Annotated in this window: 23 protein-coding genes; 7 read left to right on the top strand and 16 right to left on the bottom strand. The window is 45.6% G+C overall.

Annotated elements, in window-relative coordinates; all coding sequences use genetic code 11:
* Nucleotides 1-137 precede the first annotated feature (137 nt).
* Both glnL and glnK read right to left on the bottom strand, forming a co-directional pair.
* Nucleotides 138-1,082, bottom strand: coding sequence for a glutamine utilization two-component system response regulator GlnL (gene glnL / locus M1M80_RS01440; RefSeq protein WP_060397848.1), 945 nt, complete (start codon nucleotides 1,080-1,082; stop codon nucleotides 138-140).
* Nucleotides 1,083-1,092: 10 nt separating this feature from the next.
* Nucleotides 1,093-2,325 (bottom strand): two-component system sensor histidine kinase GlnK, encoded by a 1,233-nt coding sequence (gene glnK / locus M1M80_RS01435; protein ID WP_050556905.1) that lies wholly within the window; start codon nucleotides 2,323-2,325, stop codon nucleotides 1,093-1,095.
* 300 nt (nucleotides 2,326-2,625) lie between these two features.
* On the opposite strand from glnK, the gene M1M80_RS01430 reads away from it, so the two are divergent.
* The 4 genes from M1M80_RS01430 (at nucleotide 2,626) to mmuP (ending at nucleotide 7,677) form a co-directional block, all read left to right on the top strand.
* Nucleotides 2,626-3,609 carry a glutaminase gene (locus M1M80_RS01430; protein ID WP_003241345.1) on the top strand — a complete coding sequence of 328 codons (984 nt, stop codon included), beginning with the start codon at nucleotides 2,626-2,628 and terminating at the stop codon, nucleotides 3,607-3,609.
* A gap of 22 nt (nucleotides 3,610-3,631) precedes the next feature.
* The gene (locus M1M80_RS01425) at nucleotides 3,632-5,068 is read left to right on the top strand and encodes an alanine/glycine:cation symporter family protein (protein ID WP_060397847.1); all 1,437 of its coding nucleotides are present in this window, start codon (nucleotides 3,632-3,634) and stop codon (nucleotides 5,066-5,068) included.
* 128 nt (nucleotides 5,069-5,196) lie between these two features.
* Nucleotides 5,197-6,144, top strand: a complete 948-nt coding sequence (mmuM, locus tag M1M80_RS01420; protein WP_060397846.1) for a homocysteine S-methyltransferase — start codon at nucleotides 5,197-5,199, stop codon at nucleotides 6,142-6,144.
* A gap of 120 nt (nucleotides 6,145-6,264) precedes the next feature.
* Nucleotides 6,265-7,677, top strand: coding sequence for an S-methylmethionine permease (gene mmuP / locus M1M80_RS01415; RefSeq protein WP_060397845.1), 1,413 nt, complete (start codon nucleotides 6,265-6,267; stop codon nucleotides 7,675-7,677).
* 35 nt (nucleotides 7,678-7,712) lie between these two features.
* Here mmuP and M1M80_RS01410 read toward each other — a convergent pair whose 3' ends face one another.
* The 3 genes from M1M80_RS01410 to gamR form a co-directional block, all read right to left on the bottom strand.
* Nucleotides 7,713-8,780 (bottom strand): branched-chain amino acid aminotransferase, encoded by a 1,068-nt coding sequence (locus M1M80_RS01410; RefSeq protein ID WP_060399985.1) that lies wholly within the window; start codon nucleotides 8,778-8,780, stop codon nucleotides 7,713-7,715.
* Nucleotides 8,781-8,992: 212 nt separating this feature from the next.
* Nucleotides 8,993-9,268 (bottom strand): DUF1648 domain-containing protein, encoded by a 276-nt coding sequence (locus tag M1M80_RS01405; RefSeq protein WP_019257356.1) that lies wholly within the window; start codon nucleotides 9,266-9,268, stop codon nucleotides 8,993-8,995.
* Nucleotides 9,269-9,301: 33 nt separating this feature from the next.
* Nucleotides 9,302-10,009: a transcriptional regulator GamR gene (gamR, locus tag M1M80_RS01400; protein WP_003241365.1), complete on the bottom strand. Its 708-nt coding sequence runs from the start codon at nucleotides 10,007-10,009 to the stop codon at nucleotides 9,302-9,304.
* Between the two features lie 218 nt (nucleotides 10,010-10,227).
* Here gamR and nagB point away from each other — a divergent pair, with 218 nt between their 5' ends.
* The 3 genes from nagB to gltP all read left to right on the top strand — a co-directional run bounded on the left by nagB (nucleotide 10,228) and on the right by gltP (nucleotide 14,273).
* Nucleotides 10,228-10,977 carry a glucosamine-6-phosphate deaminase gene (gene nagB / locus M1M80_RS01395; protein ID WP_060397844.1) on the top strand — a complete coding sequence of 250 codons (750 nt, stop codon included), beginning with the start codon at nucleotides 10,228-10,230 and terminating at the stop codon, nucleotides 10,975-10,977.
* A gap of 11 nt (nucleotides 10,978-10,988) precedes the next feature.
* Nucleotides 10,989-12,884 carry a glucose-specific PTS transporter subunit IIBC gene (gene ptsG / locus M1M80_RS01390; RefSeq protein ID WP_060397843.1) on the top strand — a complete coding sequence of 632 codons (1,896 nt, stop codon included), beginning with the start codon at nucleotides 10,989-10,991 and terminating at the stop codon, nucleotides 12,882-12,884.
* Nucleotides 12,885-13,028: 144 nt separating this feature from the next.
* Nucleotides 13,029-14,273 (top strand): glutamate-aspartate/proton symporter GltP, encoded by a 1,245-nt coding sequence (gene gltP, locus M1M80_RS01385; RefSeq protein WP_003241372.1) that lies wholly within the window; start codon nucleotides 13,029-13,031, stop codon nucleotides 14,271-14,273.
* A gap of 37 nt (nucleotides 14,274-14,310) precedes the next feature.
* On the opposite strand, the gene trhO is transcribed toward gltP, so the two are convergent.
* The 11 genes from trhO to purT form a co-directional block, all read right to left on the bottom strand.
* The gene (trhO, locus tag M1M80_RS01380) at nucleotides 14,311-15,279 is read right to left on the bottom strand and encodes an oxygen-dependent tRNA uridine(34) hydroxylase TrhO (protein ID WP_003241374.1); all 969 of its coding nucleotides are present in this window, start codon (nucleotides 15,277-15,279) and stop codon (nucleotides 14,311-14,313) included.
* A gap of 199 nt (nucleotides 15,280-15,478) precedes the next feature.
* Nucleotides 15,479-16,366, bottom strand: coding sequence for a helix-turn-helix transcriptional regulator (locus tag M1M80_RS01375; RefSeq protein WP_019257352.1), 888 nt, complete (start codon nucleotides 16,364-16,366; stop codon nucleotides 15,479-15,481).
* 109 nt (nucleotides 16,367-16,475) lie between these two features.
* Nucleotides 16,476-17,816: an erythromycin esterase family protein gene (locus M1M80_RS01370; protein WP_060397842.1), complete on the bottom strand. Its 1,341-nt coding sequence runs from the start codon at nucleotides 17,814-17,816 to the stop codon at nucleotides 16,476-16,478.
* Between the two features lie 104 nt (nucleotides 17,817-17,920).
* Nucleotides 17,921-18,199, bottom strand: coding sequence for a hypothetical protein (locus tag M1M80_RS01365; protein WP_003241380.1), 279 nt, complete (start codon nucleotides 18,197-18,199; stop codon nucleotides 17,921-17,923).
* A gap of 54 nt (nucleotides 18,200-18,253) precedes the next feature.
* A complete protein-coding gene (locus tag M1M80_RS01360) occupies nucleotides 18,254-19,045 on the bottom strand; it encodes a phosphatidylserine decarboxylase (RefSeq protein WP_003241382.1) in 792 nt (263 codons plus the stop codon).
* Entirely contained in the window at nucleotides 19,038-19,526 is a 489-nt protein-coding gene (locus tag M1M80_RS01355) for a DedA family protein (RefSeq protein ID WP_003241384.1), read from the bottom strand. The genes M1M80_RS01360 and M1M80_RS01355 overlap by 8 nt, the downstream gene beginning before the upstream one ends.
* Nucleotides 19,517-20,050 carry a CDP-diacylglycerol--serine O-phosphatidyltransferase gene (gene pssA / locus M1M80_RS01350; RefSeq protein ID WP_019257348.1) on the bottom strand — a complete coding sequence of 178 codons (534 nt, stop codon included), beginning with the start codon at nucleotides 20,048-20,050 and terminating at the stop codon, nucleotides 19,517-19,519. The genes M1M80_RS01355 and pssA overlap by 10 nt, the downstream gene beginning before the upstream one ends.
* A 198-nt stretch (nucleotides 20,051-20,248) precedes the next feature.
* The gene (cesB, locus tag M1M80_RS01345) at nucleotides 20,249-21,133 is read right to left on the bottom strand and encodes an enantioselective carboxylesterase CesB (RefSeq protein ID WP_060397841.1); all 885 of its coding nucleotides are present in this window, start codon (nucleotides 21,131-21,133) and stop codon (nucleotides 20,249-20,251) included.
* 173 nt (nucleotides 21,134-21,306) lie between these two features.
* Nucleotides 21,307-21,705 carry a YbfJ family protein gene (locus M1M80_RS01340; protein ID WP_019257346.1) on the bottom strand — a complete coding sequence of 133 codons (399 nt, stop codon included), beginning with the start codon at nucleotides 21,703-21,705 and terminating at the stop codon, nucleotides 21,307-21,309.
* Nucleotides 21,668-22,606, bottom strand: a complete 939-nt coding sequence (mpr, locus tag M1M80_RS01335) for an extracellular metalloprotease Mpr (RefSeq protein WP_060397840.1) — start codon at nucleotides 22,604-22,606, stop codon at nucleotides 21,668-21,670. The genes M1M80_RS01340 and mpr overlap by 38 nt, the downstream gene beginning before the upstream one ends.
* 141 nt (nucleotides 22,607-22,747) lie before the next feature.
* Nucleotides 22,748-23,902, bottom strand: coding sequence for a phosphoribosylglycinamide formyltransferase 2 (gene purT / locus M1M80_RS01330; RefSeq protein ID WP_060397839.1), 1,155 nt, complete (start codon nucleotides 23,900-23,902; stop codon nucleotides 22,748-22,750).
* Nucleotides 23,903-23,996: the final 94 nt, after the last annotated feature.

The raw sequence follows: 23,996 nt of genomic DNA, 5'->3' as shown, positions 1-23,996 counted from the left end.
CCTTTTGTTTTATTGTAAGACAAATAAACAATAAGTCAATATCTTTATTTTCTGATATTTTTCAGAACCCAGGAAAAACGCTGTCTGACCGGGGTTCTGCACAGCAAAAAAACAGCCGTACTGCCGGCTGTTTTGGTTTACATGCTTCTTTGTTTCATCGTCTCGTGCAAAAGCTTCGCTTCCAAAAAGAATACGTGGATGAATTTTTTCATATTCACTCTTGCAGGGGCGAGAGGTTTTGCATCCTTTGATTGAAGTTCTTTCATTTTCTGGCTGACAACCGGAAAATCAAAGAATTTCGATGCATAGGTTTCAAATTTCGGATTGGAAAAATCCGTTGTGCCTAATGAAGCAAAATGGTGCAGCGAATGGATAATTGCTCTGCGGATGCGCTGCTCCGAGGCTTTCATTTCGCGATTGACTTCCGTTTGGGATGCTCCTGCGCCCAGCTTCCGTTCCGCTACTTGGATGAAAATTTGTTTTAGCGAAGGGATATGTTTTTCGTACGGCTCAGATTGCTCATGTTCTGCTAAATACTGCAGCACCGCCATGAGATCATGAGCGCCGCCTTCCCCCATCATGCCAAGCTCGGACAACAGGAATGTTCCTGCTTCTTTTAAGCCGCTGTCACTCTTCTGCTGAGGACGCGCTTTCCGTTCAGTCCGGTTGACAAGCCGGCTCAGAGAGTGCTGAATATCCCCAATCGAGTGCTCAAGCTCGATCCGTTCCTTCACCTTTTGGAGAACCGTGACAATTTCAATGCGGTTAATTGGCTTATGGATAAAATATTCGATGCCGAGCGAGTATGCTTCTCCGACCATTTCCTTCGCTTCCACTTGAGAGATCATCACGATCTTTCCGGAGTACGTATCCTGAAGCTGGCGAATCGTTTCAATGCCGTCCCGTCCGGGCATTAACAGATCGATTAATAAAATATCAATCTGCTTAAATTGCAGCATATGACCTTCCACCTGGCTTCCGTCTTCTGCTTCACCAGCAGCTTCCCCCAGATCCTCATCCTCAATGATCTGTCTTAAAATCGACCGTACCGCACGGTCATCATCAGCGATAAAAAAACGCATAGCTTTCGGTTCACCCTTTCTGAATCAAATGCCGGACAGGCAGCCTGATAGCAAACACCACTCCCCGCTGCTGATTATCGAACCTGATATCTCCTTCTAGCTCTGTCACGATTTCCTTCACGTAGGAAAGTCCGATTCCGGTAGAAGGCGTGCCAAATTCGTCATATTTTGAAGTAAAGCCCGGGTCAAACACAATGTCTCCGATTTTCTCAGAAATGCCGGGGCCATTGTCTTCCACCTGGAATTCTACCATACTCTCATTTGGCTTATGGAGCCTCAGGCTGATCATTCCCTCTTCTCCCATTGCCTCTACCGCATTTGCCGTTAGATTATTAATGATCGAAAGCACGATAAATACGTGATAATCGTCATGCTCCCCTTCTATCGAGCAGTGAAAATCAATCTGCTTTCCAAGTGATTCAGCGTACTTTTCATTCATTCGAATCACAAGCTGCAGCAAATCAGAAGCCCTCATATAATCTCGCAAGCTCTCATTCGAAATCAGTTTTGAAAGCCCTGCGAATATCCGCTGGTTGTCCTTTTTCACTTCATGAATCTCCCCGGCCAGCCTCAGGATTCTGCCGCTGAGCTGTTCATCCTTGCCCTTCACTTCCCGATAGAGCTGATACGAATCATTCGTCACTTGCTCTGTCGTCTTCAATGTCTTTTTTAAATGCACCGTTTCTTCATATAAATTCGAAACGATCATTAGCATGTGCTCATGCTGCCGCCTTGTCTGTTTTTCTCTCGATTGCGTTTCATACAGCTTCAGCACACTGTAAAAGCTCATGACGATAAATGTGTGAGAAATTGCGATCACCGCAATGTCTGTGATTTTCTCAGGCGTCACAACCGTATGGAAAATGAGAAACTGAACAGCCAGCTCGACACAATCTGACACAATTTCAATCATAAACCCGATGAAACCGAGCATAACCGGCCGTTCCCGAAAACGATTAGCCTTCAATACGTAAAACAGACAGGCGTAAGTCATATAAAAGAAAAAGCCAGACGCTTGGTCATACAGAATTGGAGCCAGTCCATCATGTCCCCCGCCCCATAATCCCAGAAAGACGCGAAAGATGAAAACTGCCGCTCCAGTCAAAAAACCCGGCAGCACAGCGGGCACTTGCCGCAGCAGCGATAAGAAGAAGAAAAAAACCGGTGCGCCAAAGCTGATCCGGAACTCTTCATTAAGGGGATAAAATTTCAGTTCACCGGCCAGCGGCACTGTAATCAGCATGAGAGCCAGTATATATCCATCTTTTTCAAAAAAACGTTCCAGTTTTATGATGATCACATCCTCGCTTCTATTTTGGGGAAACAGCAGAAAACCTGCAAATTTCTTTTGACCCAGAACATGAGCTTTTTATAAATCTTACGGCTTATTTTCAAAATATTTTTGTCGTATTTTGTATGATTCTGTAGTCGTCATTATACAGTAAATATACCTTCCGCTTTTATGAAAGCGTTTAATGCCCCTTCAGCCTTCGTTTTGATAAACCTCAGTCCTTAAAGAAGAAAAACAGTGAGGAGGAATTCGATGAAAGAATTGATAAAAGAGCCCCAAATAGAAATAGACCCGGCGTCACAGCTGCATCATTGGGTTGAGCACTATCGCCCCTTTGCCGCCAATGGACAAAGTGCAAACTATATCCCCGCTTTAGGAAAAGTCAATGACTCACAGCTCGGCATTTGTATATTGGAGCCTGACGGAACAATGATACATGCCGGCGATTGGAACGTCCCTTTTACCCTGCAAAGCATTTCAAAAGTGATCAGCTTTATCGCCGCCTGCATGAGCCGCGGCATTCCCTATGTGCTGGACCGCGTAGATGTCGAGCCGACAGGTGATGCCTTTAATTCAATCATTCGGCTCGAAATCAACAAGCCGGGAAAGCCGTTTAATCCTATGATCAACGCTGGTGCCCTTACCATCGCATCGCTTCTTCCGGGTGAGTCGGCACACGATAAGCTCGAGTTTCTTTACTCGGTGATGGAAACCTTAATAGGAAAGCGGCCAAGAATTCATGAGGAAGTGTTCCAGTCAGAATGGGAAACCGCCCACCGCAACAGAGCGCTGGCCTACTATTTAAAAGAAACAAACTTTTTAGAAGCAGATGTAGAAGAAACGCTTGAGGTTTACTTGAAGCAATGCGCCATGGAGAGCACCACAGAAGACATTGCATTGATCGGCCTGATCCTTGCCCATGACGGCTATCATCCGATTCGCCGCCAGCAAGTGATTCCAAAGGACGTGGCAAAGTTGGCCAAGGCGTTAATGCTGACGTGCGGCATGTACAACGCTTCAGGCAAATATGCGGCGTTTGTCGGCGTGCCGGCCAAAAGCGGCGTCTCCGGCGGCATCATGGCTCTCGTTCCTCCAAGTGCCAGAAGAGAACAGCCTTTTCAATCTGGATGCGGCATCGGCATTTACGGGCCTGCTATTGACGAATACGGCAACAGCCTTACTGGCGGTATGCTGCTGAAACATATGGCGCAAGAGTGGGAGCTCAGCATTTTTTAAACATTAAAAAAGAGGTGATTGTATGCAGCAAATCCTGGAACATATCGTCGGTATCGCAAATGATCTTTTATGGTCAAAGCTATTAATTGTATTGCTCCTTTCTCTGGGAATCTATTTTACGTTCAGGCTTAAGTTTTTGCAGGTTCGCATGCTGAAAGAAATGGTGAGAGTGTTAAGAGAAGGAGCTGCTTCCCGGTCGAAAAACAGCATTTCTCCGTTTCAAGCCTTTTGCATCAGCATGGCAGCCCGTGTCGGCACGGGAAATATTACGGGCATTGCCATCGCTATTGCGCTCGGCGGGCCAGGTGCAATCTTCTGGATGTGGATTATCGCCATTATCGGATCAGCATCAAGCTTTGTGGAAAGCACACTGGCTCAGATTTATAAAGTAAAAGATGTAAACGGCTTCCGCGGCGGGCCGGCTTATTACATGGAAAAAGGGCTGAACAAAAGGTGGATGGGCGCGCTGTTTGCCGTATTAATCACCTTATCGTTCGGTATCGTCTTTAACTCAGTTCAATCAAATACAGTCAGCCTCGCCTTCGAAAACGCGTTCGGCACAAACCGCCTGACTTTGGGACTCATTTTAATTGCTGTGTTCGGCACGATTATTTTCGGCGGTGTAAAACGCATTGCGAAGCTGGCTGAATCCATTGTCGTCGTATTGGCTGTCCTGTATATCGGAGTTGCGTTTTTCGTGATTTTCACCAACATTACACAGCTGCCAGACGTGCTTGCGCTTATCGTGAAAAACGCATTTGGTTTTGACCAGGCCGCTGGCGGCGCCTTGGGAGCAGCGTTAATGCAAGGCGTCAGACGGGGAATCTTTTCAAACGAAGCGGGAATGGGAAGCGCACCGAATGCCGCTGCCACCGCAACAACAAGCCATCCTGTCAAACAGGGGCTGATTCAAGCTTTTGGTGTGCTTACTGATACACTGGTCATTTGTACAAGCACCGCCTTTATCATCCTGTTTTCAGATGCCTACCATACACCAGGACTGAGCGGAATCGCCTTGACACAAGCCTCTCTCAGTGACCATGTTGGGTCATGGGCATCAGGCTTTCTCGCCATTCTGATTTTGTTATTTGGATTCTGTGCTTTAATCGGAAACTATTATTATGGCGAAACAAATATCGGCTTTTTGAACAAAAGCAAAAAACTGATTTTTATTTACCGTATCGGCGTGCTGGCAATGATTGTGTTTGGCTGTGTTGCCAAAGTTCAGCTCGTATGGGATCTGGCTGATTTGTTCATGGGCTTGATGGTCGTCGTGAATTTAATCGCGATTTTCTTATTATCCAAGGTCGTTTTTGCGGCGCTGAAAGACTATACACGCCAGAAAAAAGCAGGCAAAGATCCGGTCTTTTATAAAGATGTGCTCAAAAACCATAATGGCATTGAGTGCTGGCCGCTTTCTGACACAAAGGCTGACACAAACAACAAACAAATATCATAAAAAAAAGGGTGTTCAGACATACGGGCTGAACACCTTTCTCTTTTTCGTTTATTGACAAACATGTAAGCGTCCATTACGATTTTCATATCTTTTTCAAAAAAATCTGAAAGAAGGCATCGGTACATTCTATGAATCCTATCCAACACATTCTTGATACTTACCCGCTTATTGTGCTAGACGGCGCCATGGCGACCGAGCTTGAACGCAAGGGCTGTGATTTGAACGACAGTCTCTGGTCGGCAAAAATTCTGCTGGAAGAGCCGAACCTGATTAAACAAGTTCATACTGATTATTTCGCTGCAGGTGCCGACTGTGCGATCACCGCCAGCTATCAGTCTACGTTTGAGGGCTTTGCCGCACGCGGGCTGAGCGAGGCGGAAGCACGCCGGCTCATCGAGATGTCCGTCACCATCGCAGTTGAAGCACGTGATGAATTCTGGGCGTTTGAAGAGAACCGTCTGAATCGGCCAAAACCGATTATTGCGGCTTCTGTAGGCCCTTATGGCGCTTATCTTGCGGACGGCTCTGAGTATCGCGGCAACTACGGAATCTCAGAGGATGAACTGGTTGAATTTCATCGCCCTCGCATGAAAGCGCTGATCGAAGCCGGAGCTGATGTTTTGGCATGCGAAACAATTCCGTGTCTGACTGAGGCAAAAGCGATTGTGCGGCTGCTGAAGGAGTTCCCTGAAACATATGCGTGGATCAGCTTCAGTGCAAAAGACGGACTGCACATCAGTGACGGAACACCTGCCGCTGACTGTGCGTCATGGCTTGATGAGCACCGCCAAATTGCAGCGCTCGGCATTAACTGCACGCCGCTTCAGCATATCCCTTCCTTGATAGAGGAGTTAAAAAAGCACACATCAAAACCGATCATCGTCTACCCGAATTCAGGCGAGCAGTATGATCCGGAAACAAAAACGTGGAACGGCGCAGCATGCGCAGAGCCTTACGGAACAAGCGCCCGCACTTGGCATGAAAAAGGAGCGAAGCTGATTGGCGGCTGCTGCCGGACAAAACCCGAAGATATTCAAGAAATTGCGGCTTGGGCGCGCTCTTTAAAAACGACTTGACTTATCGGAATTGTTTGTATATTCTATCTAAAAGCCGGTTCGCCGGAGTCTCGTGTCACTCGCTGACATGAGATTTTTTATTAGGAAGGAAATAAATCGCCGATAGAAAGTTGGAAAAAGATGAAATCAGCTCACAACAAGAATGAGACAAACTTTCAGAGAAGTATGAAAAGCCGGCACCTCTTTATGCTTTCCTTAGGAGGTGTCATCGGAACCGGGCTGTTTTTAAGCTCTGGCTACACCATTCAGCAGGCAGGCCCGGCAGGAACAATACTCGCCTACCTAGTCGGGGCCGGAATCGTCTATTTGGTCATGCTGTGCCTTGGTGAGCTGTCAGTGGCCATGCCTGTAACAGGCGCCTTTCACACCTATGCAGCCAAATACATAGGGCCGGGCACCGGATTTACTGTCGCTTGGCTGTACTGGCTGACATGGACCGTGGCATTGGGATCAGAATTCACTGCAGCCGGCCTGTTAATGCAGCGCTGGTTCCCCCATACGTCCGTTTGGATGTGGAGCGCCGTCTTTGCGCTGTTTATTTTCTTGCTTAACGCATTTTCGGTCAAGTTTTTCGCTGAATCAGAATTTTGGTTTTCCAGCATCAAAGTATTAGCCATTGTATTGTTTATTCTTTTAGGCGGCTCTGCCATGTTCGGCATCATCCCGATCAAAGGCGGGGAAGCCGCTCCGATGCTGTCCAACTTCACAGCGGAAGGCGGGCTCTTTCCAAATGGATTTGTCCCGATTTTGATGACGATGCTGTCTGTCAATTTTGCCTTTTCGGGTACTGAGCTGATCGGAATTGCCGCAGGAGAAAGCGTTGATCCCGACAAGACGATACCAAAAGCGATTAAAACAACGGTTTGGCGTCTCTCACTCTTCTTTGTCGGAACGATTTTTGTGCTGTCAGGGCTGATTCCGATTCAAGAAGCTGGCGTCATCAAAAGCCCGTTTGTTGCAGTCTTTGACAGAGTCGGTGTCCCGTACGCAGCCGATATCATGAACTTTGTCATCCTGACAGCGATCCTGTCAGCGGCTAATTCCGGACTCTACGCTTCTTCCCGGATGCTGTGGTCTTTATCAAAAGAAAAGACGCTTCACCCGACATTTGCAAAGCTGACGTCCAAAGGAACTCCGTTTAACGCGCTGGTGTTCAGCATGATCGGCGGCATTCTGTCATTGCTGTCCAGCGTATTTGCGCCAGACACTGTATACGTTGTGCTCGTATCGATTTCCGGTTTTGCGGTCGTAGTCGTATGGATGGGAATCGCCGCTTCTCAATTCATGTTCAGAAAACGTTATGTCGAAGCGGGAAACAAGGTTGCCGATCTGAAATACCGGACCCCTTGGTATCCGTTCGTGCCGATTGCCGCGTTCCTGTTATGCCTGGCTTCCGTCATCGGCATAGCCTTTGATCCGAATCAAAGAATCGCACTGTATTGCGGCATTCCGTTTATGGCCATCTGCTATGCAGTGTATTATGCGAAAAACCGCAAAAGCCAGCCGACTGCTGATATGACTCATTCAAAATAAAAAGAACCTGCCTCCGGGCAGGTTCTTTTTCATCTTCAAACCTCCACCGTCCAGTTGAACGGCCCTTTTACTTTGCCAAGCTGAATATCTGTTATCGTTTCATACAGCTTTTTCGAGATGTCCCCGATTGTTCCGTCGCCTACAATCACCGTTTTCCCATGAATATTGAGTTCACCGACAGGCGTAACGACCGCTGCCGTGCCCGTTCCGAATACCTCTGTCAATTCCCCGCGTACAGAAGCCGAATAAATCTCATCAATCGAAATTTTCTCCTCACGAACCGGAATGCCCCAGCTGCGAATCAGTTCAATCGCAGACGCACGTGTTACTCCGCTTAAAATACTTCCGCTTAAAGCCGGTGTGACAGCTTCCCCATTAATGACGAAAAAAATGTTCATGCTCCCTACTTCTTCCGCGTATTTCTTTTCAATGGCATCCAGCCACAGCACCTGGTCATAGCCCAGCTCATTCGCTTTCCGCTGCGCCTGAAGGCTGGCCGCGTAATTTCCGGATGTTTTTGCACTGCCGACTCCGCCGTTCACCGCCCGAACGTACTCATCTTCGACGTAAATTCTAACCGGCTTCATCTGATCGCCATAATAGGAGCCGACAGGGGATAGCACGATCATAAATGTATAGCTTTTGGATGCCTTCACACCGAGACTCGGTTCTGTGGCAATGACAAACGGACGAATATACAGTGACGTACCCTTTTCCTTTGGAACCCAATCTTTCTCCAGCTCAACTAATTGCGTCAATGCCTCAAGCACCAGCTCTTCGTCTAAAGGAGGCATACTCATGCGCTCACACGATCTGTTCAGCCGTTTGATATTTTGATCCGGCCGGAACAGCAGCACCCTGCCATCTTCCGTTCTGTACGCTTTTAACCCCTCAAAGACAGCCTGACCGTAATGAAAAACAGATGCAGACGGATCAAGCGTAAGCGGCGCGTACGGGGCAATTCTCGGATGATGCCAGCCTATTCCCTCTTCATAATCCATCACAAACATATAATCTGTAAAATATTTTCCGAATCCTAAGGATGACGGGTCGGGCTTTTCCTTATGAAATGCAATTTTTTCTCGATCGATAAGCTTATTCAATTTGATCAGCACACCTTTCACACCATAATTGTTTAAATATTCAGTCTTTTTAAAGCTGCAAAAAGTATACAGCCTCTCCTTTTATCATACGCCGCTTTAAACCTATAAATTTCAGAATATTCTTTAGGATCATCAGCTATTATACACCACATTCATTGTCAAATGAAGATGAAATAAAAGAAAAACAGCCAGATTCATTCCGGCTGTCTGATTTAGATTGCTAAATACAGGACGACAATATGGCAAATCAGCAAAATATACACCGCAATCACAAATTGCCAATTGATCTTCTGCGCCCATGCAAACACCACCATCAAAACAGGAAGTATCACTATTCCTGCCAGCTTGTTAACCGTCATATCCGGACTGTTCGTTCCATCATAATGAATCGGCATTTCCGCCGGCAGGAACGGGTAAAACACGATTGAAAGGATGAAAGCCGCAATGACAGCCCCCCACAGCACTTTTCCATTCGTCAATAAAAACATAGAACCACCATTCCCTTCTTAAAACACATTGCTCTATGAATGATATGACTGTTCTACGGTGAATTTCGTTCGGTCTCCCCGCGTAATAATTTGCGCATATTCCACCACATCTTCATTTTTATCATAGGTGAGGGATTCTGATAAAAACGCAGGCGCTCCGACATTGGTTAACAAGTGGCCGCTGATCGTTTCATCCGTTAAAATCGGCTCGATCGATTCCGTGCCCCTGCTGATTTCAATATTGTATTTTGTTCTTAACAGTTCAAACAGCGAGCCGGTGCACTCTTCCTGCGCCAGACCCGGTGCCGCTTTCCAAGGAATATATGAGGTGTGATACTGCAAAGGCTCCCCCTCGGCGTATCTGACTCTGACAAGCTTGTTGACAGGTTCATTCTCTTTCATTTTCAAAAGCTCGGCAATGGAGTGATCAGCAGGGATCACCACGAGTTCAAGCACTTTTGATTCAGAACGCAGGCCTCTCATTTGTTCTGCAAAGCTCGTAATCTTGTGCGGAATCGGCGTTTGTATTTTTGCCGCTGATACAAATGTTCCTTTTCCTTGAATCCGTTTAATATATCCCTCAAGCTCAAGCTGCTGCAGGGCCAGTCTCACAGTTGTTCTGCTGACATCATATTGCTCGCAAAACTCGCTCTCCGTCGGCAGCTGATCATTCGCCTGATATTTGCCCGACTTAATTAATTCAATGATTTTAAACTTGATAACAGAATATAAAGCTGTCATTTCATTCTCCCCATTCTGTATGCAAACCGTTCTTTTTGATTGAAACCATAATACCACTTGCCTTCCGATTATGAAAGATTTGTATCCTTCTTTTATAACAAATTTTCAGACATTAATATTGACAGTTTGATAACGGCGGTGCTAAATTCGTAATGACAACTATCATAAATTGATCATAACAAATATGATGCTTGTCTATCTCTTTGAGGGGGTGTCACATGAAGATTCTTATCGCCAATCACTATGAAGAACTCTGTAAGTTAAGCGCTAACATTATTAAAGAACATGTACAGGCTAAGAAAGATGCCGTACTCGGCCTGGCAACAGGAAGCACGCCGGTCGGCTTGTACAAGCAGCTGATTTCAGACTATCAAGCAGGCGAAATCGACTTTTCAAAGGTTACTACATTTAATTTGGATGAATACGCAGGTCTCTCTCCATCTCATCCGCAAAGTTATAACCATTTTATGCATCAGCATCTTTTTCAGCATATCAATATGCAGCCTGATCATATTCATATCCCGCAAGGAGACAATCCGCAGCTTGAGGCTGAATGCATGGTATACGAGGATCTCATCCGTCAGGCGGGAGGCATTGATGTTCAAATCCTCGGCATCGGCGCCAATGGCCATATCGGTTTTAATGAACCTGGATCTGATTTTGAGGATCGGACACGAATCGTTAAGCTGTCAGAAAGCACAATACAGGCAAATGCCAGATTCTTCGGCGGCGATCCTGTACTGGTGCCGAGACTTGCGATTTCAATGGGCATTAAAACCATCATGGAATTCAGCAAACATATTGTGCTTTTAGCGAGCGGCGAGGAAAAAGCAGACGCCATTCAAAAGATGGCTGAAGGCCCTGTCACGACAGATGTACCGGCCTCAATTCTTCAAAAACACAATCATGTAACCGTTATCGCCGATCAAAAAGCAGCTCAAAAACTAAAGAAAGCATCATACTTATAAAGGAGACTGTCATGTTTAAAAAGGCATTTCAAATTCTGCAGCAGCTTGGCCGCGCGTTGATGACTCCGGTTGCCGTCCTCCCGGCAGCCGGTCTTTTGCTCCGTTTCGGTGACAAGGATTTACTGAACATCCCTATTATAAAGGATGCGGGCGGCGTTGTATTCGACAACCTGCCGCTGATTTTCGCCGTGGGGGTCGCGATCGGTTTAGCCGGCGGCGAAGGTGTAGCCGGACTTGCCGCTGTTATCGGATACTTAATTTTAACCGTCACCCTCGACAACATGGGAAAATTGCTCGGCCTTCAGCCTCCGTATGAAGGAGCCGAGCACCTGATTGATATGGGGGTATTCGGAGGAATCATCATCGGGCTTCTTGCCGCATATTTATATAAGCGTTTTTCATCAATCGAGCTGCATCCGGTCCTTGGATTTTTCTCAGGAAAACGGTTTGTCCCGATTATTACTTCCATCAGTTCATTGGTAATCGGCGTGATTTTCTCATTTGTTTGGCCGCTGATCCAAAACGGAATTAACGCAGCCAGCAGTTTAATTGCCGATTCAACGATCGGCCTGTTCTTTTATGCAACGATCTATCGTTTGCTGATTCCTTTTGGCCTGCATCATATTTTTTATACACCTTTCTACTTTATGATGGGAGAATACACAGACCCGTCAACAGGCAATACCGTTACCGGCGACCTGACAAGGTTTTTCGCGGGAGACCCGACAGCTGGGCGCTTTATGATGGGGGATTTCCCTTACATGATTTTCTGTCTGCCGGCAGTTGCTCTTGCCATTATCCATACCGCGCGTCCGGAAAAGAAAAAAATGATCTCCGGCGTTATGATTTCTGCGGCGCTCACATCTTTGCTGACAGGCATTACAGAGCCTGTTGAGTTTTCTTTCTTGTTCGTTGCGCCCGTGCTCTATTTGATTAACTCTATTCTCGCCGGCGTCATCTTTGTCGTTTGTGATTTATTCCATGTTCGCCACGGCTATACGTTCTCAGGCGGCGGAATTGACTACGTCTTGAACTACGGACTGTCGACAAACGGCTGGGTTGTCATTCCTGTCGGGATCGTGTTTGCATTCATTTATTATTATTTGTTCCGATTTGCGATTTTGAAATGGAACTTGAAAACACCCGGCCGTGAAACAGATGAAGCCGATCAGACTGAGGCAAAAGCTCCTGTCGCAAAAGACCAGCTTGCCTTTCATGTGCTGAAGGCCTTGGGCGGACAGCAAAATATCGCCAACCTGGATGCGTGTATTACAAGGCTTCGCGTGACCGTTCATCAGCCGAGCCAAGTCAGCAAGGACGAATTAAAACGGCTTGGCGCCGTAGGTGTGCTGGAAGTCAATAACAACTTCCAGGCGATATTCGGAACAAAATCCGATGCTTTAAAAGACGACATCAAAACGATCATGGCCGGAGGCGTCCCGGACACCGCCGCCGCACTGGATACAGAGCCTGACAAGCAGCAGAAGCACGCTTCCGAAGAGACTTTTATTTATCCGGTTAAAGGAGAAACGGTCTCTCTGACAGACGTGCCTGATCAAGTCTTTTCAGAAAAAATGATGGGCGAGGGCTTTGCGATTGACCCATCAGAAGGAAAAGTCGTTGCCCCTGCGGATGGCGAAGTTGTCTCCATTTTTCCAACGAAGCACGCCATCGGCTTTATGAGCGCCGGCGGCACCGAAATCCTGATTCATGTCGGCATTGATACCGTCAAGTTGAATGGAGAAGGCTTTGAAGCTCATGTCACGAGCGGACAAGCCGTCAAACAAGGCGAACTGCTTCTCACATTTGAACTCGATTACATCAAGCAGCATGCCGCTTCGGCTGTAACACCGGTTATTTTCACAAATGCATCTGAAAGAAAGATGAAGCACATCCACATGAAGTAAAAAAGTCCCCCCTGCTGCGGGGGACTTTTTCGCCAACATAATGAAAGCGCTGTCAAAATAAAATAATTTGAAAAAAGGTGTTTGCAATTGATTCACGAATGATATGAATATGCCTAAATCTTATCATTCTAAAGGGGGATTCATTTGAAAAAATTTATCGCATTTCAAATTTTAATCGCTTTGGCAATCGGCGCAGTGATCGGCCACTTTTTTCCTGATTTCGGGATGGCACTGAGACCTGTCGGAGACGGATTTATCCGCTTAATTAAAATGATTGTCGTGCCGATTGTATTCTCTACCATTGTCATCGGAGCGGCAGGAAGCGGAAGCATGAAAAAAATGGGCAGTCTCGGCATCAAGACGATCATTTGGTTTGAAGTGATTACCACGTTGGTATTGGCGCTCGGACTCCTATTAGCGAATGTCTTAAAACCGGGTGTCGGGCTTGACCTCTCCCATTTGGCGAAAAAAGATATCAATGAACTTTCCGGCTACACAGACAAAGTTGTTGATTTCAAACAAATGATCCTCGATATTATCCCTACAAACATTATTGATGTCATGGCCAGAAATGATTTGCTTGCCGTTATATTCTTTGCTATTTTGTTCGGTGTTGCAGCGGCTGGCATTGGCAAAGCCTCTGAACCAGTGATGAATTTCTTTGAATCTGTCGCTCAAATTATGTTCAAACTCACGCAAATCGTCATGGTGACTGCTCCTATCGGTGTGCTTGCCCTGATGGCAGCCTCTGTAGGCCAATATGGCATTGAACTTCTCCTCCCTATGTTTAAGCTGGTCGGCACGGTATTCCTTGGTCTGTTCCTGATCCTCTTTGTCCTCTTTCCGCTTGTCGGTCTCATCTTTCAGATTAAGTATTTCGAAGTATTAAAAATGATATGGGATCTGTTTTTAATTGCATTTTCCACCACCAGCACCGAAACCATTCTTCCTCAGCTGATGGACAGAATGGAGAAATACGGCTGCCCGAAACGAGTGGTATCATTTGTCGTCCCCTCCGGCTTGTCACTGAACTGTGACGGCTCCAGCTTATACTTATCGGTTTCCTGTATTTTTCTGGCGCAGGCCTTTCATGTAGACATGACATTGTCCCAGCAGCTGCTCATGATGCTAGTGCTTGTGATGACCAGTAAAGGCATTGCAGCTGTTCCGTCAGGCTCGCTTGTTGTTCTTCTGGCGACTGCCAATGCTGTAGGGCTGCCGGCAGAAGGCGTTGCCATTATAGCGGGCGTTGACCGCGTCATGGACATGGCGAGAACTGGCGTGAACGTACCGGGACATGCGGTGGCCTGCATCGTGGTGTCGAAATGGGAGAAGTCCTTCCGCCAAAAAGAATGGGTATCCGCAAACGGAAAAACCGAAAGCGTGTAGAAAAAAAGAACACCTCATTCCCGAGGTGTTCTTTCTATTATTCAGCAGCAGCGTGTTCTTCTTTTTCAATCACTGCCAGTCTTGCGTTTACTTCTTCTTCTGTCATATTATGCTCTTGAACATACAGGTTTCTTGGGTTCGTGCGGCATTCGTGGCTGCAGCTGCGCATATATTTATACTCATTTTCCGGTGTGCATATCATTTTCTTGTTGCAAGATGGATTTGCGCAGTTCACATAACGCTCACACGGTTCACCTGTAAAATAGTCTTTTCCGACAATCACATGCTCGACACGGTTGACAGGCACGCTGATTCTTTCATCGAAGACATAGCACTGGCCGTCCCAAAGCTTTCCTTGCACCTCAGGATCTTTTCCGTATGTCACGATTCCGCCGTCAAGCTGTGATACATCTTCAAAGCCTTGCTTCATCAGCCATCCTGAAAATTTTTCACAGCGCACGCCGCCCGTGCAGTACGTTAAAATCTGTTTGCCTTCAAGCATGTCTTTGTTTTCCTCAATCCACTCAGGCAATTCACGGAAGGCTTCAATGTCAGGACGGACAGCGCCTCTGAAATGGCCAAGATCATACTCGTAATCGTTACGTGCGTCGAGTACAATTGTGTTTGGATCCTGCATTTTCTCATAAAATTCTGCAGGCTTCAAATGCTGCCCTGTTGTTTCATTCGGATCCACATCATCCTCAAGACGAAGCGTCACAAGCTCTTTTTTATGACGGACGAAGATTTTTTTGAACGCATGCTCTTCTTCTTCATCAATTTTAAATACCATGTCCGCAAAACGAGGGTCAGCTTTCATTGTTTGCATATATTTTTCAGTCTGCTCAACCGTACCTGATACCGTACCGTTAATTCCTTCAGAAGAAACAAGGATACGGCCTAACAAACCAAGCTCCTTACAAAAAGCCAGATGCTGCTCTCTAAACGCCTCTGGATCTTCAATCGGAACATATTTATAGTAAAGTAATACTCTGTATTGTTTTTCCATGATTTAAACACCCTGTTCAATTATAGTTAGTTGCTATGCACACTCTTACTATATCATACAGGAAAATGCCGCAAAGATGAACATATCCGCACAGACTGATAAAAATATCCAAGCTCTTACAAACCCACGCGGCACAAGGGTTTATTAATACCAAATAGTATTTTCCATTAACTTACTAATAAAAGTAGTTGTCTGAAAACTATTTTTGTAGTTCCTCTTCAAAAGATAAATTTACCGGTTCATCTAAAAGTTCTCCCGGCATTTCAAGGTTTGTTGAAGGAACGCTCTCATCTACCTCTTCAAAAACAACATGATCCATCCACACCTGACCCGGCCCAGATAATTGGACACCAAAAGATATCACAGCGCTATTTTCAGGGACATCTAAAACGATAGCATAATGATTCCAATTGGTTGTTCCGGTAATAGGTCTGTTGCTCATATTATCAAATTGGAGAACATCATCAGCAGCACTGTCAACCCGCATCCAAAGTGAGGCAAAATGCTGCACTCCTTTTGTTTTGATAAAACTTGATAGACGAAGCCTTTTTCCTAGATAGCGATCTGCTTTGAATTGCTGCATCATCGTCGCAAATTCACCGATATCCTGCACCATCGTTGACTTTAAATATCCTGAAGCTTTTCCCTGATGTACATTTTCCCGGTCAACTCCCATTTCGAATTGGAACGGATGGCTCCCGCTCAATACCCACCCCTTCATTTTTTTCTCCATGTAAGATTCCTCCTTTTTTGAAGTAAAACGCTTCATAAATGTTCGATATGCGCCAGGCGGCATGTGATACAGCTTTTTGAACGTCCTCGTAAATGCTTCTTGAGATTCAAACTGATAATACAAAGCAATATCAATAATACGAAGATCTGTATAAAGCAAAGCTGCCGCTGCATTCGCAAGACGTCTTAACCGAATATAAGAAGCAACCGACATGCCGACTTCTTTTTGAAAAATCCGATGAAAATGGAATTTTGAAAAGCCTGAAACGTTTACAATATCCTCATTTGATATTTGCTCATGTAAATGTGATTCAATCCAATCGATCGTTTTCTGGACAGCTTTTTCATAATACATTGCACGCTTCAATCTCCTTTCTGTTTTAGAATAATGGATCACGGCTTATATGTTTTGATTATTTTTGCGATATGTAAAAACCCCCTGTTATACCACAGGGGGACACTGCTCACTTGATAATGGCAGATGGCGTGATATGCTCCAGCCAAATGACACCGTCATATTGTTCCTTCAGGATCATCTGCTCTTCTTTGTCCCCCCAATAGAGTGCTGTCCGGGGGGTGTACATCCACGAAGTGCCTTTCTTGTTTTTTGTATGGAGAAAATCAACAAAGACAGCTGGATGGTCCGCAGCTTTCAGCAAGGCTTCGAGACTTCCAGATGGCGGCGGGCTTGTGACCGGCATAACGGTCTTATTATCTGAACTATCCAGACTCGCACCTGAGTAAGCATAAATGCCAATCGTATATGTTTGTTTTTTCAGCCGCTCCGGCAAATAATCACCCATGTTAGGGCCGTTTAGCTGTACCCAGTCCTTTAACATCTTGGTATTCTGTTTGCGAAGATGGTAGTTGTGGCCCCAGACAATGATTTTCTTTTTCGGATAAAGGGTTTCCGCTACCCACTGAAATTGTTCAGCCATCATGCGGTCTCTCATAAAGAATGAAAAATCCTCAATATTCTCCGGATAATCCTCTAGTTTTTCTTTCATTTCTTCCAGCATATACGTTTCCATTACGTTAATTCTCAGCTGAAGGGAATGCATAAACATCTCATAAGCTTTCGGCTCTTTCGGAAGGTGGGCTTTTAGCTCTGAAGCATGTGTTTCAGCGAACTTAATCATCTCCTGATAGTTTTTCACAAGCTTTTCCTTCTTTTGCGTAAATTCATCAAACGTGTTGCTGTCTGTCACCAATTTAGAAAAGTCATTTTCTGATTGGGAGAGCAGCTCTGCTTTTTCAGGGTCCACCGCTTTTACCCATTGGCTTGCAGCATCATTGAATGAATTCCTCATGCTTTGAATATCAAATCCCGTAAGGATAAGCGGATCGCCTTTCTCTTTTTGCTCTTTCATGTAATCAAACAGTTCAACGACATCTTCTGTGTGCCAAACAGCGTAAATGGAGTTTTTCATCGTGCTTTTAGAGGTTAGTTGGTCCATATTAAGGTAGGATGCATTTGTATCGGGAAAGCCAGACTCAAAGGCCAATACATCGTATCCCAGTTCTTCGTGGAGGTATTTGATCATGCGGACCTTTGTTGCATTGATTTCGCCAGCGCCATGTGTGGTTTCTCCTAACTGAACGATTCGTTTTCCTTTCAGCACCTTCTTGAGAAAGCGAAGATCTTTGTTTAAAGTATCGGAAGAATCCAGTGGATGTGCATGTCGTTCAATCCAGCGATCCCAATGTTTTTCTTCAGAAGCAGCACGGGCTGAGGCTGAAAAAGAAGAAAACACCAAACAGACAATCAGCAGCGGCAGAGCCATTTTCATTATCATTCGTTTCAATTCTATCTCTCCTTTTCTTCTGGGTTCTCTAGTAGTTACGAGATAGATATAGAAAAAGTTTCCTTTATCGGCCAACAAAAAAAGCTTCTCTACTGAAAGAAGCTTTATCTGGATCCTCTCATCACTTGATGAAAGTAAAACCGGTACGTATTTCGTAAGAATGTCTCAACCGGAAGCTGCACATCGGCTTGGTATTTGCTGATGATGAACGGAAACCGCTCGATTCCTTTCTCACGCAAATCACTCGCTTGCTCTTCATCTGTTGCCTTCTCTTGCAGAACCGCTTCAACGATCGGCCAGCACGCTTCCCGCAGTTGTCTCAGGACGGCTTCGTCTCCGGTGTTCTGATAATCTGTGATCCAGCTGATGATTTGTTTCTCCATGAGTTTCACCTTTCTTCAAAAAAAGAGGCGCTGCGTTTACGCTAGCTCCTCTTTTTACTCTTCGTAACCTATCAGTTCTCCGACTTGGACTTCTTGGCCTTCTGTTAAATTGGCGGAAGGCTGGAACGCGTCTTTTTCAAAAATCAAAATGACGGTTGAGCCGAATGAAAAGTATCCAAGTTCCTCGCCGATCTCCAGCTCGTCCCGTGTACTCGTCTGCACGATAGAATTAATATTCATCGCGCCAACAGGAATCATCAGGACACTTCGGCCGCCGCCATTCAGCTCGTACACAAACCGATAATTTTTCGACAAGACATCTTTTCCGTATTTCAGCCCTAATTGATTGACCGGGTATGAGCGATTTCCAAGCTCGGCCAGCTTTTGATACCTGCAGCTGATCGGGGAATGGAAACGGTGATAATGCCGCGGGCTTAAATACAGAACGACAAAGTACCCGCCGTTGTATTGATGGTCTGCGCTTTTACAGCCGGTCAGCTCAGCGAATGAGTAATCTTTTCCCTTTACCGTAAAGGTTTGATTCGGGTTGATTTTTCCCACTGTCTGAACCACCCCGTCAACAGGGCTGACTACCGCATGAGCCTCTTTTGACACCGGGCGCCGCTCCAGATTAATATGTCGAATGAACAATTCGGACAGCGAACTGTAATCAGCGGCCGTACCATTTACATCATCCCAATTTAGCCGAAAATGTTTTGAGAAAAGCGGAATGACCGGTTTGCTGATTTTAGACTCGCAAAATCCTTTAATCAGATAGGATGACAGACGATGATTCGTCAGCTCTATCAATGATCGATACAGAATCTTTACAGCCGTATTAAACATGAATAATCCCTATAACCCTTCCGATTGTAATAAAAATAAAGCACCATAAAAAGGCGCCGATTGCCGCAAACACAATATACGTTTTCAGCTCCATTTTGCCGATTCCCGAAAAGTAGCATGTCACATGTCTGACGCCGGGAATAAAATAACCTAAAATAAGAGAATATGGACCGTATTTCTTCATCCATTTTTCCACTTTCATCATTCTCTTTTCCTTCAATCCAACCCACTTGCCGTACTTGTCGATAAACGGGCGCCCGGCTTTTCTGCCAATCATGTAGCTGATCAGCATACCTAACAAAGCCCCGAAAAAGCTGATCAATATTGAAAGCTCATAATTCAGCACGTCAGTATGTGTGAAGTAACCGACGACGGTCATCATCACTTCATCTGGAATCGGCAACCCAACGATCCCCAAAACCAGCATCAAAAAAATAGCGAGATAACCGTAATCCGCTATGAGCTGCTGAACTAATTCCATCTCTCGGACTCCAGGTTTTCTGCCGCATGTTTTTTAAAGTGAGGAAATTTGATTTTACTCACCATTAAATATGAAAGTCCGCAAGTCCCGATTGCCAGCAGGATCGGGTTATAGACGAAGCTTAGAATAACGAGACACATACCCGCAAATGGAATCGGCATTCCGATAAAGGTCGGAAGCTTGCTTTGCTCAGTGTTAAATTTAGAGAGGCGAAGCATTCCGCAAATGCTGTACGTCAATGCGCATAAGATCCCGATAAATGGAAGGGCGTACAATGCGACACTGTAAGCAAGCATAGAAGGAGCCACGCCAAACGTAACGAGATCGGCAAACGAATCCAGTTCTTTTCCCATATCAGAAACGGCATTCAGCTTACGTGCAGCCATTCCGTCAAAGAAATCAAGAAACATGCCGGTAAAAATGAAAAGCACTGCTGAGTGAATGTTGTGATATAACAAGGAATGAATCGCCAGCAGTCCGCAAGTAAAATTTCCTATTGTAATCATACAGGGGATATAATTCACAGTGTAACCAAACCTCCAATTGTAAAACCATCTATATCATTCGACGATATGGATCGAATAGCGTTACAGGAAAAATTTTCTCTATTAAGCATAATAACATAGAATGCCCCCAAAAAAGCAGCACTCAAATTCTATTATTATACAACATTTGTTACCATTTGAACAATGAATGCCATTCTTTTCATGTTTCTGACAATTTTATTCCTCGCTTAAAAAGGACAAGACACGTTGATTGACGTACTCTGCCTGCTCCAGAGATAACAGATGTCCGGCGTTCTTCACAATTTCTGCCTGAATTCCTGGCACTAATACCGAAGCCCGTTCTAAAGCCATTTGCTGATGGTACATGACCTCGTGCTCCCCGAACATCAGCAATATCGGGACCGCAATCGATTTCAACTCCCGGTCTGTGAACACATATGGAAAGCCATTTTCTGTCGGCTTCAGGCTTCTTTGTTCATCTTGCCAATCCACACCCGCCACAATTTGTTTTTGCAGCAGAGGATGCAGATCATAACGGCTATCCGTAATCCACTTGATATATGCCTCAGCCCCCCTTGCCCCTGTAAGCCCCGCAGCGTATTTATAGACATCCGGATGAAATGATATAAACGCTTCAGCAGGACTCATAACAACTGCCCGCTCTACTCTTTCAGGCGCTTGGAGCAAGAAATTCACGATATGGGACCCGCCAAGCGAAAGGCCGGCCAGGTGTGCCGTCTGAAGTCCGAGCGAATCAAGAACGTCTTTCAGCCAGTCTGCGCAATCAACTCTGTTATCCAGAGGAGCTGATGGTATACTTTTATTTTTGTCTCCTATTATATCGACCGCATATGTACGATAATGACTGCTCCACGCCGCAATATTCGGATACCACATAGCAGAGCTGAAGAGCCCTCCGTGAAGCAAAACGAGCGACGGTGCGTCCTTTGGCCCACTTGCAATGATATGTGTTTTTCCAAAGCGAGTAGAAACATAGAATGCTTCCGACCCGATCGGCCACAAAGAAAGGCTTTGATCATATGCCTGGTAAAAGCGAAGGCCGCTTTCTGCCGCGGCAAGCTGCATCGAATCTTGTGTCATCTTCTTCTTTTTCCTCCGGGTTTGATTGATATAAAATAAAGGATAATGCCCCTTTTGTCTCGTAAGAAAAAAAGCCTATTTCTCATTATCTCATATTATAAATTTCCAGTATATAGCTTGGCTTCCTGTGAAAATAAAAAAAAGGCAATTTCCCTTAAAATCAGGAAAACCGCCTATTCTTTGAAAACTAAAGGAATAACCTTATCTTTTTTATCCTCTGTTAATGAGATGTGATGGGTTACTGATTTTTCACCCTTCGTCAATGCGACGGAGTAGTCACCCTTTTTGCCGGTGTCCCATTTGATGTCTCCGTTTTTGTCTGTTTTACCGAGTATCTCGCCAATCTCTGTACTCGGCTCCTGGTCTGAGGCCGGTGCTTTAACGATCGTCACTTGAACCCCTTCGACCGGCAGCCCCTTGGCATCCTCCACATGAAGTGTGACAGGAATAGCCGTTTCTTTCTGAGCAGAATGCGTCTGTGAACTGCATCCGCATAAAAACAAAATAGATATGAAAATGGCTAGTTTGCTGTATTTATTGATTTGCCCAATATTGAATATTGTTGAATACATCGTTCGTCACCCTTGTTCCCAAGTTATATGACGATCCCCCGTTCGTGTGAATCGCAATAGCTGTCTGCCCTGTATCACTGTAGTTTCGATAAACTGGCGAGCCGCTTTGGCAGCCGTACGTATCAGTTGTATAGGTCAGCTTATACGTTTCAGCGGAACGAATCGGCTTTGTATCAGACCACATCGTGCCAAATGTCTTGTCACACGGGAATCCTGTCACTGACGAGGAAAGGCCCACGGGACTGCTGCTGTTTGTTGTCCGATAGCCGTACCAGCCAACCGTGTTTCCAGGAGAACCGTTTAATTTAACAGCTCCGTAATCATAATTGGTGTTTTTGCTTTCCGTCCATCCTTTGACGGAGTAAAACATCGTGCCAGAATAAGTTCCGTATGGATATGACGAATCATTGCGTCCCGGCGCGGCGGTTATCGACGAAGCCCATCCGTGATCCTGGCTGTACACACAATGTCCAGCCGTTACGACTGTATTCGGATTGACTAAAAATCCGGTACATCCATAAGTGCTTGAGGTGTTGGGATACTTGATTGACAGTTGAACAGTTGCTCTGTAAGGAAAAGATGTAGTACTGGAGATTCTAGTGCGTTCATCGGTTCCGATGATACTTGAAGGCTGTAAGGTTTTAATGTTTTTTTCCAGTTCCGTTTGGCCGTATAGCGATTTACTTGTTTTCCCAGTTCCCTCATAGGGGGCGGAAACCTGTTCTGCTTTTGACGTTTGGTTTTTCTTGACATCAGCTTCTTTACCGGTGTTTGAAACAGAAGTTTGCGGGTTCTCTGCCGCTTTTGCCGGTACTCCGAAAGATACCGCCGCTGCCAAAGCCAAGCACAAAACCGTTAAGTAAGCGAAGCATTTTTTTCTGAATGTTGAAACTAATTTCATTTTGTCATCTCCCTCCTTTTGTGTCAACCACCCTTATCGATGGAAGACTTTTACATTATAATCAGGTTTCTGATTCTTATGATAAAACTTTTATGGAGGATGAAAAAACAGGCCTTGTCCAAGACAAGGCCCGCTCAAATTTTATTTTATAGATAGCTGATCCAATGCCTTCTTTGCGTTCTCTCTCGCTGTTTCAGCTGTATCAGCCGCAGAAAGCGCAACCGCCATACGGCGTCCGGCTTTCGTTATCGGCTTACCAAATACGCGAACTTGTGTCTTCGGAACTGCCAGTGCGTTTTCCAGTCCTTCAACAGTGTAATCCGCTGATTCTTCCGGTGCTTTGAGGGGCCGGCTGGCGCCAGGAGAAAGCTGTGTGATTTCTGTAATCGGAAAGCCGAGAATCGCACGAACATGCAGCGCAAATTCTGACAAATTTTGCGTCACCAGCGTGACAAGGCCCGTATCATGCGGACGAGGTGATACCTCACTGAAATACACCTTATCTTTCGCAAGGAACAGCTCAACGCCAAACAGGCCGTATCCGCCAAGCTCATCTGTAATGGCTTTCGCAATATGCTTCGCTTCTTCCATTTGCTGCTCTGTCATATGATGAGGCTGCCATGATTCGATATAATCTCCGTCCTTTTGCACATGACCAATCGGCTCGCAAAATGTCGTGCCGTTTACCGCACGTACGGTTAAGAGCGTAATTTCTGATTCGAATGGAATAAACTCCTCAACGATCACGCGGCCGTTTTTCACCCGTCCGCCTTCCATCGCCGTCTCCCAGCAGCTCTCTAAATCTGCTTCAGAGCGGCACACGCTTTGGCCTTTTCCAGAAGAACTCATCAATGGTTTAACGACACAAGGGAAGCCGATCTGAGCTGCCGCTTGTACAAATTCCTCATATGTATTCGCGAATTCATAGCCAGCGGTCGCAAGCCCGAGCGTTTCCGCCGCTAGCCGTCTGATGCCTTCACGGTCCATCGTCAGCTTCGCCGCACGCGCATTCGGGATGACGTGAAACCCTTCCTCTTCAAGCTTCAGCAATTCATCCGTCGCAATGGCCTCAACCTCAGGCACAATCAAATCCGGCTTTTCTTTCTCAATAATGGTTCTGATCTGTTCGCGGTCCAGCATATCAACGACATAGCTGTTATGCGCGACCTGCATCGCCGGAGCATGCTCGTAACTGTCAACCGCCACCGTCTGTACCCCAAGACGCTGGGCTTCAATCACTACCTCTTTTCCTAACTCACCTGAACCTAACAATAAAACCTTCTTTGATTGATACATCTTTGCCCCTCCTATCTGTTTCCCAACCATTATAACTGAAATATTTGAAAAATAAATTTTTATTAAAAAGACAAAATAATAACGGCCTTAATTT

It is taken from the genome of Bacillus inaquosorum (assembly GCF_023238325.1).
Taxonomy (GTDB): domain Bacteria; phylum Bacillota; class Bacilli; order Bacillales; family Bacillaceae; genus Bacillus; species Bacillus inaquosorum.
This window is presented reverse-complemented; position numbering and strand designations above follow the sequence as displayed.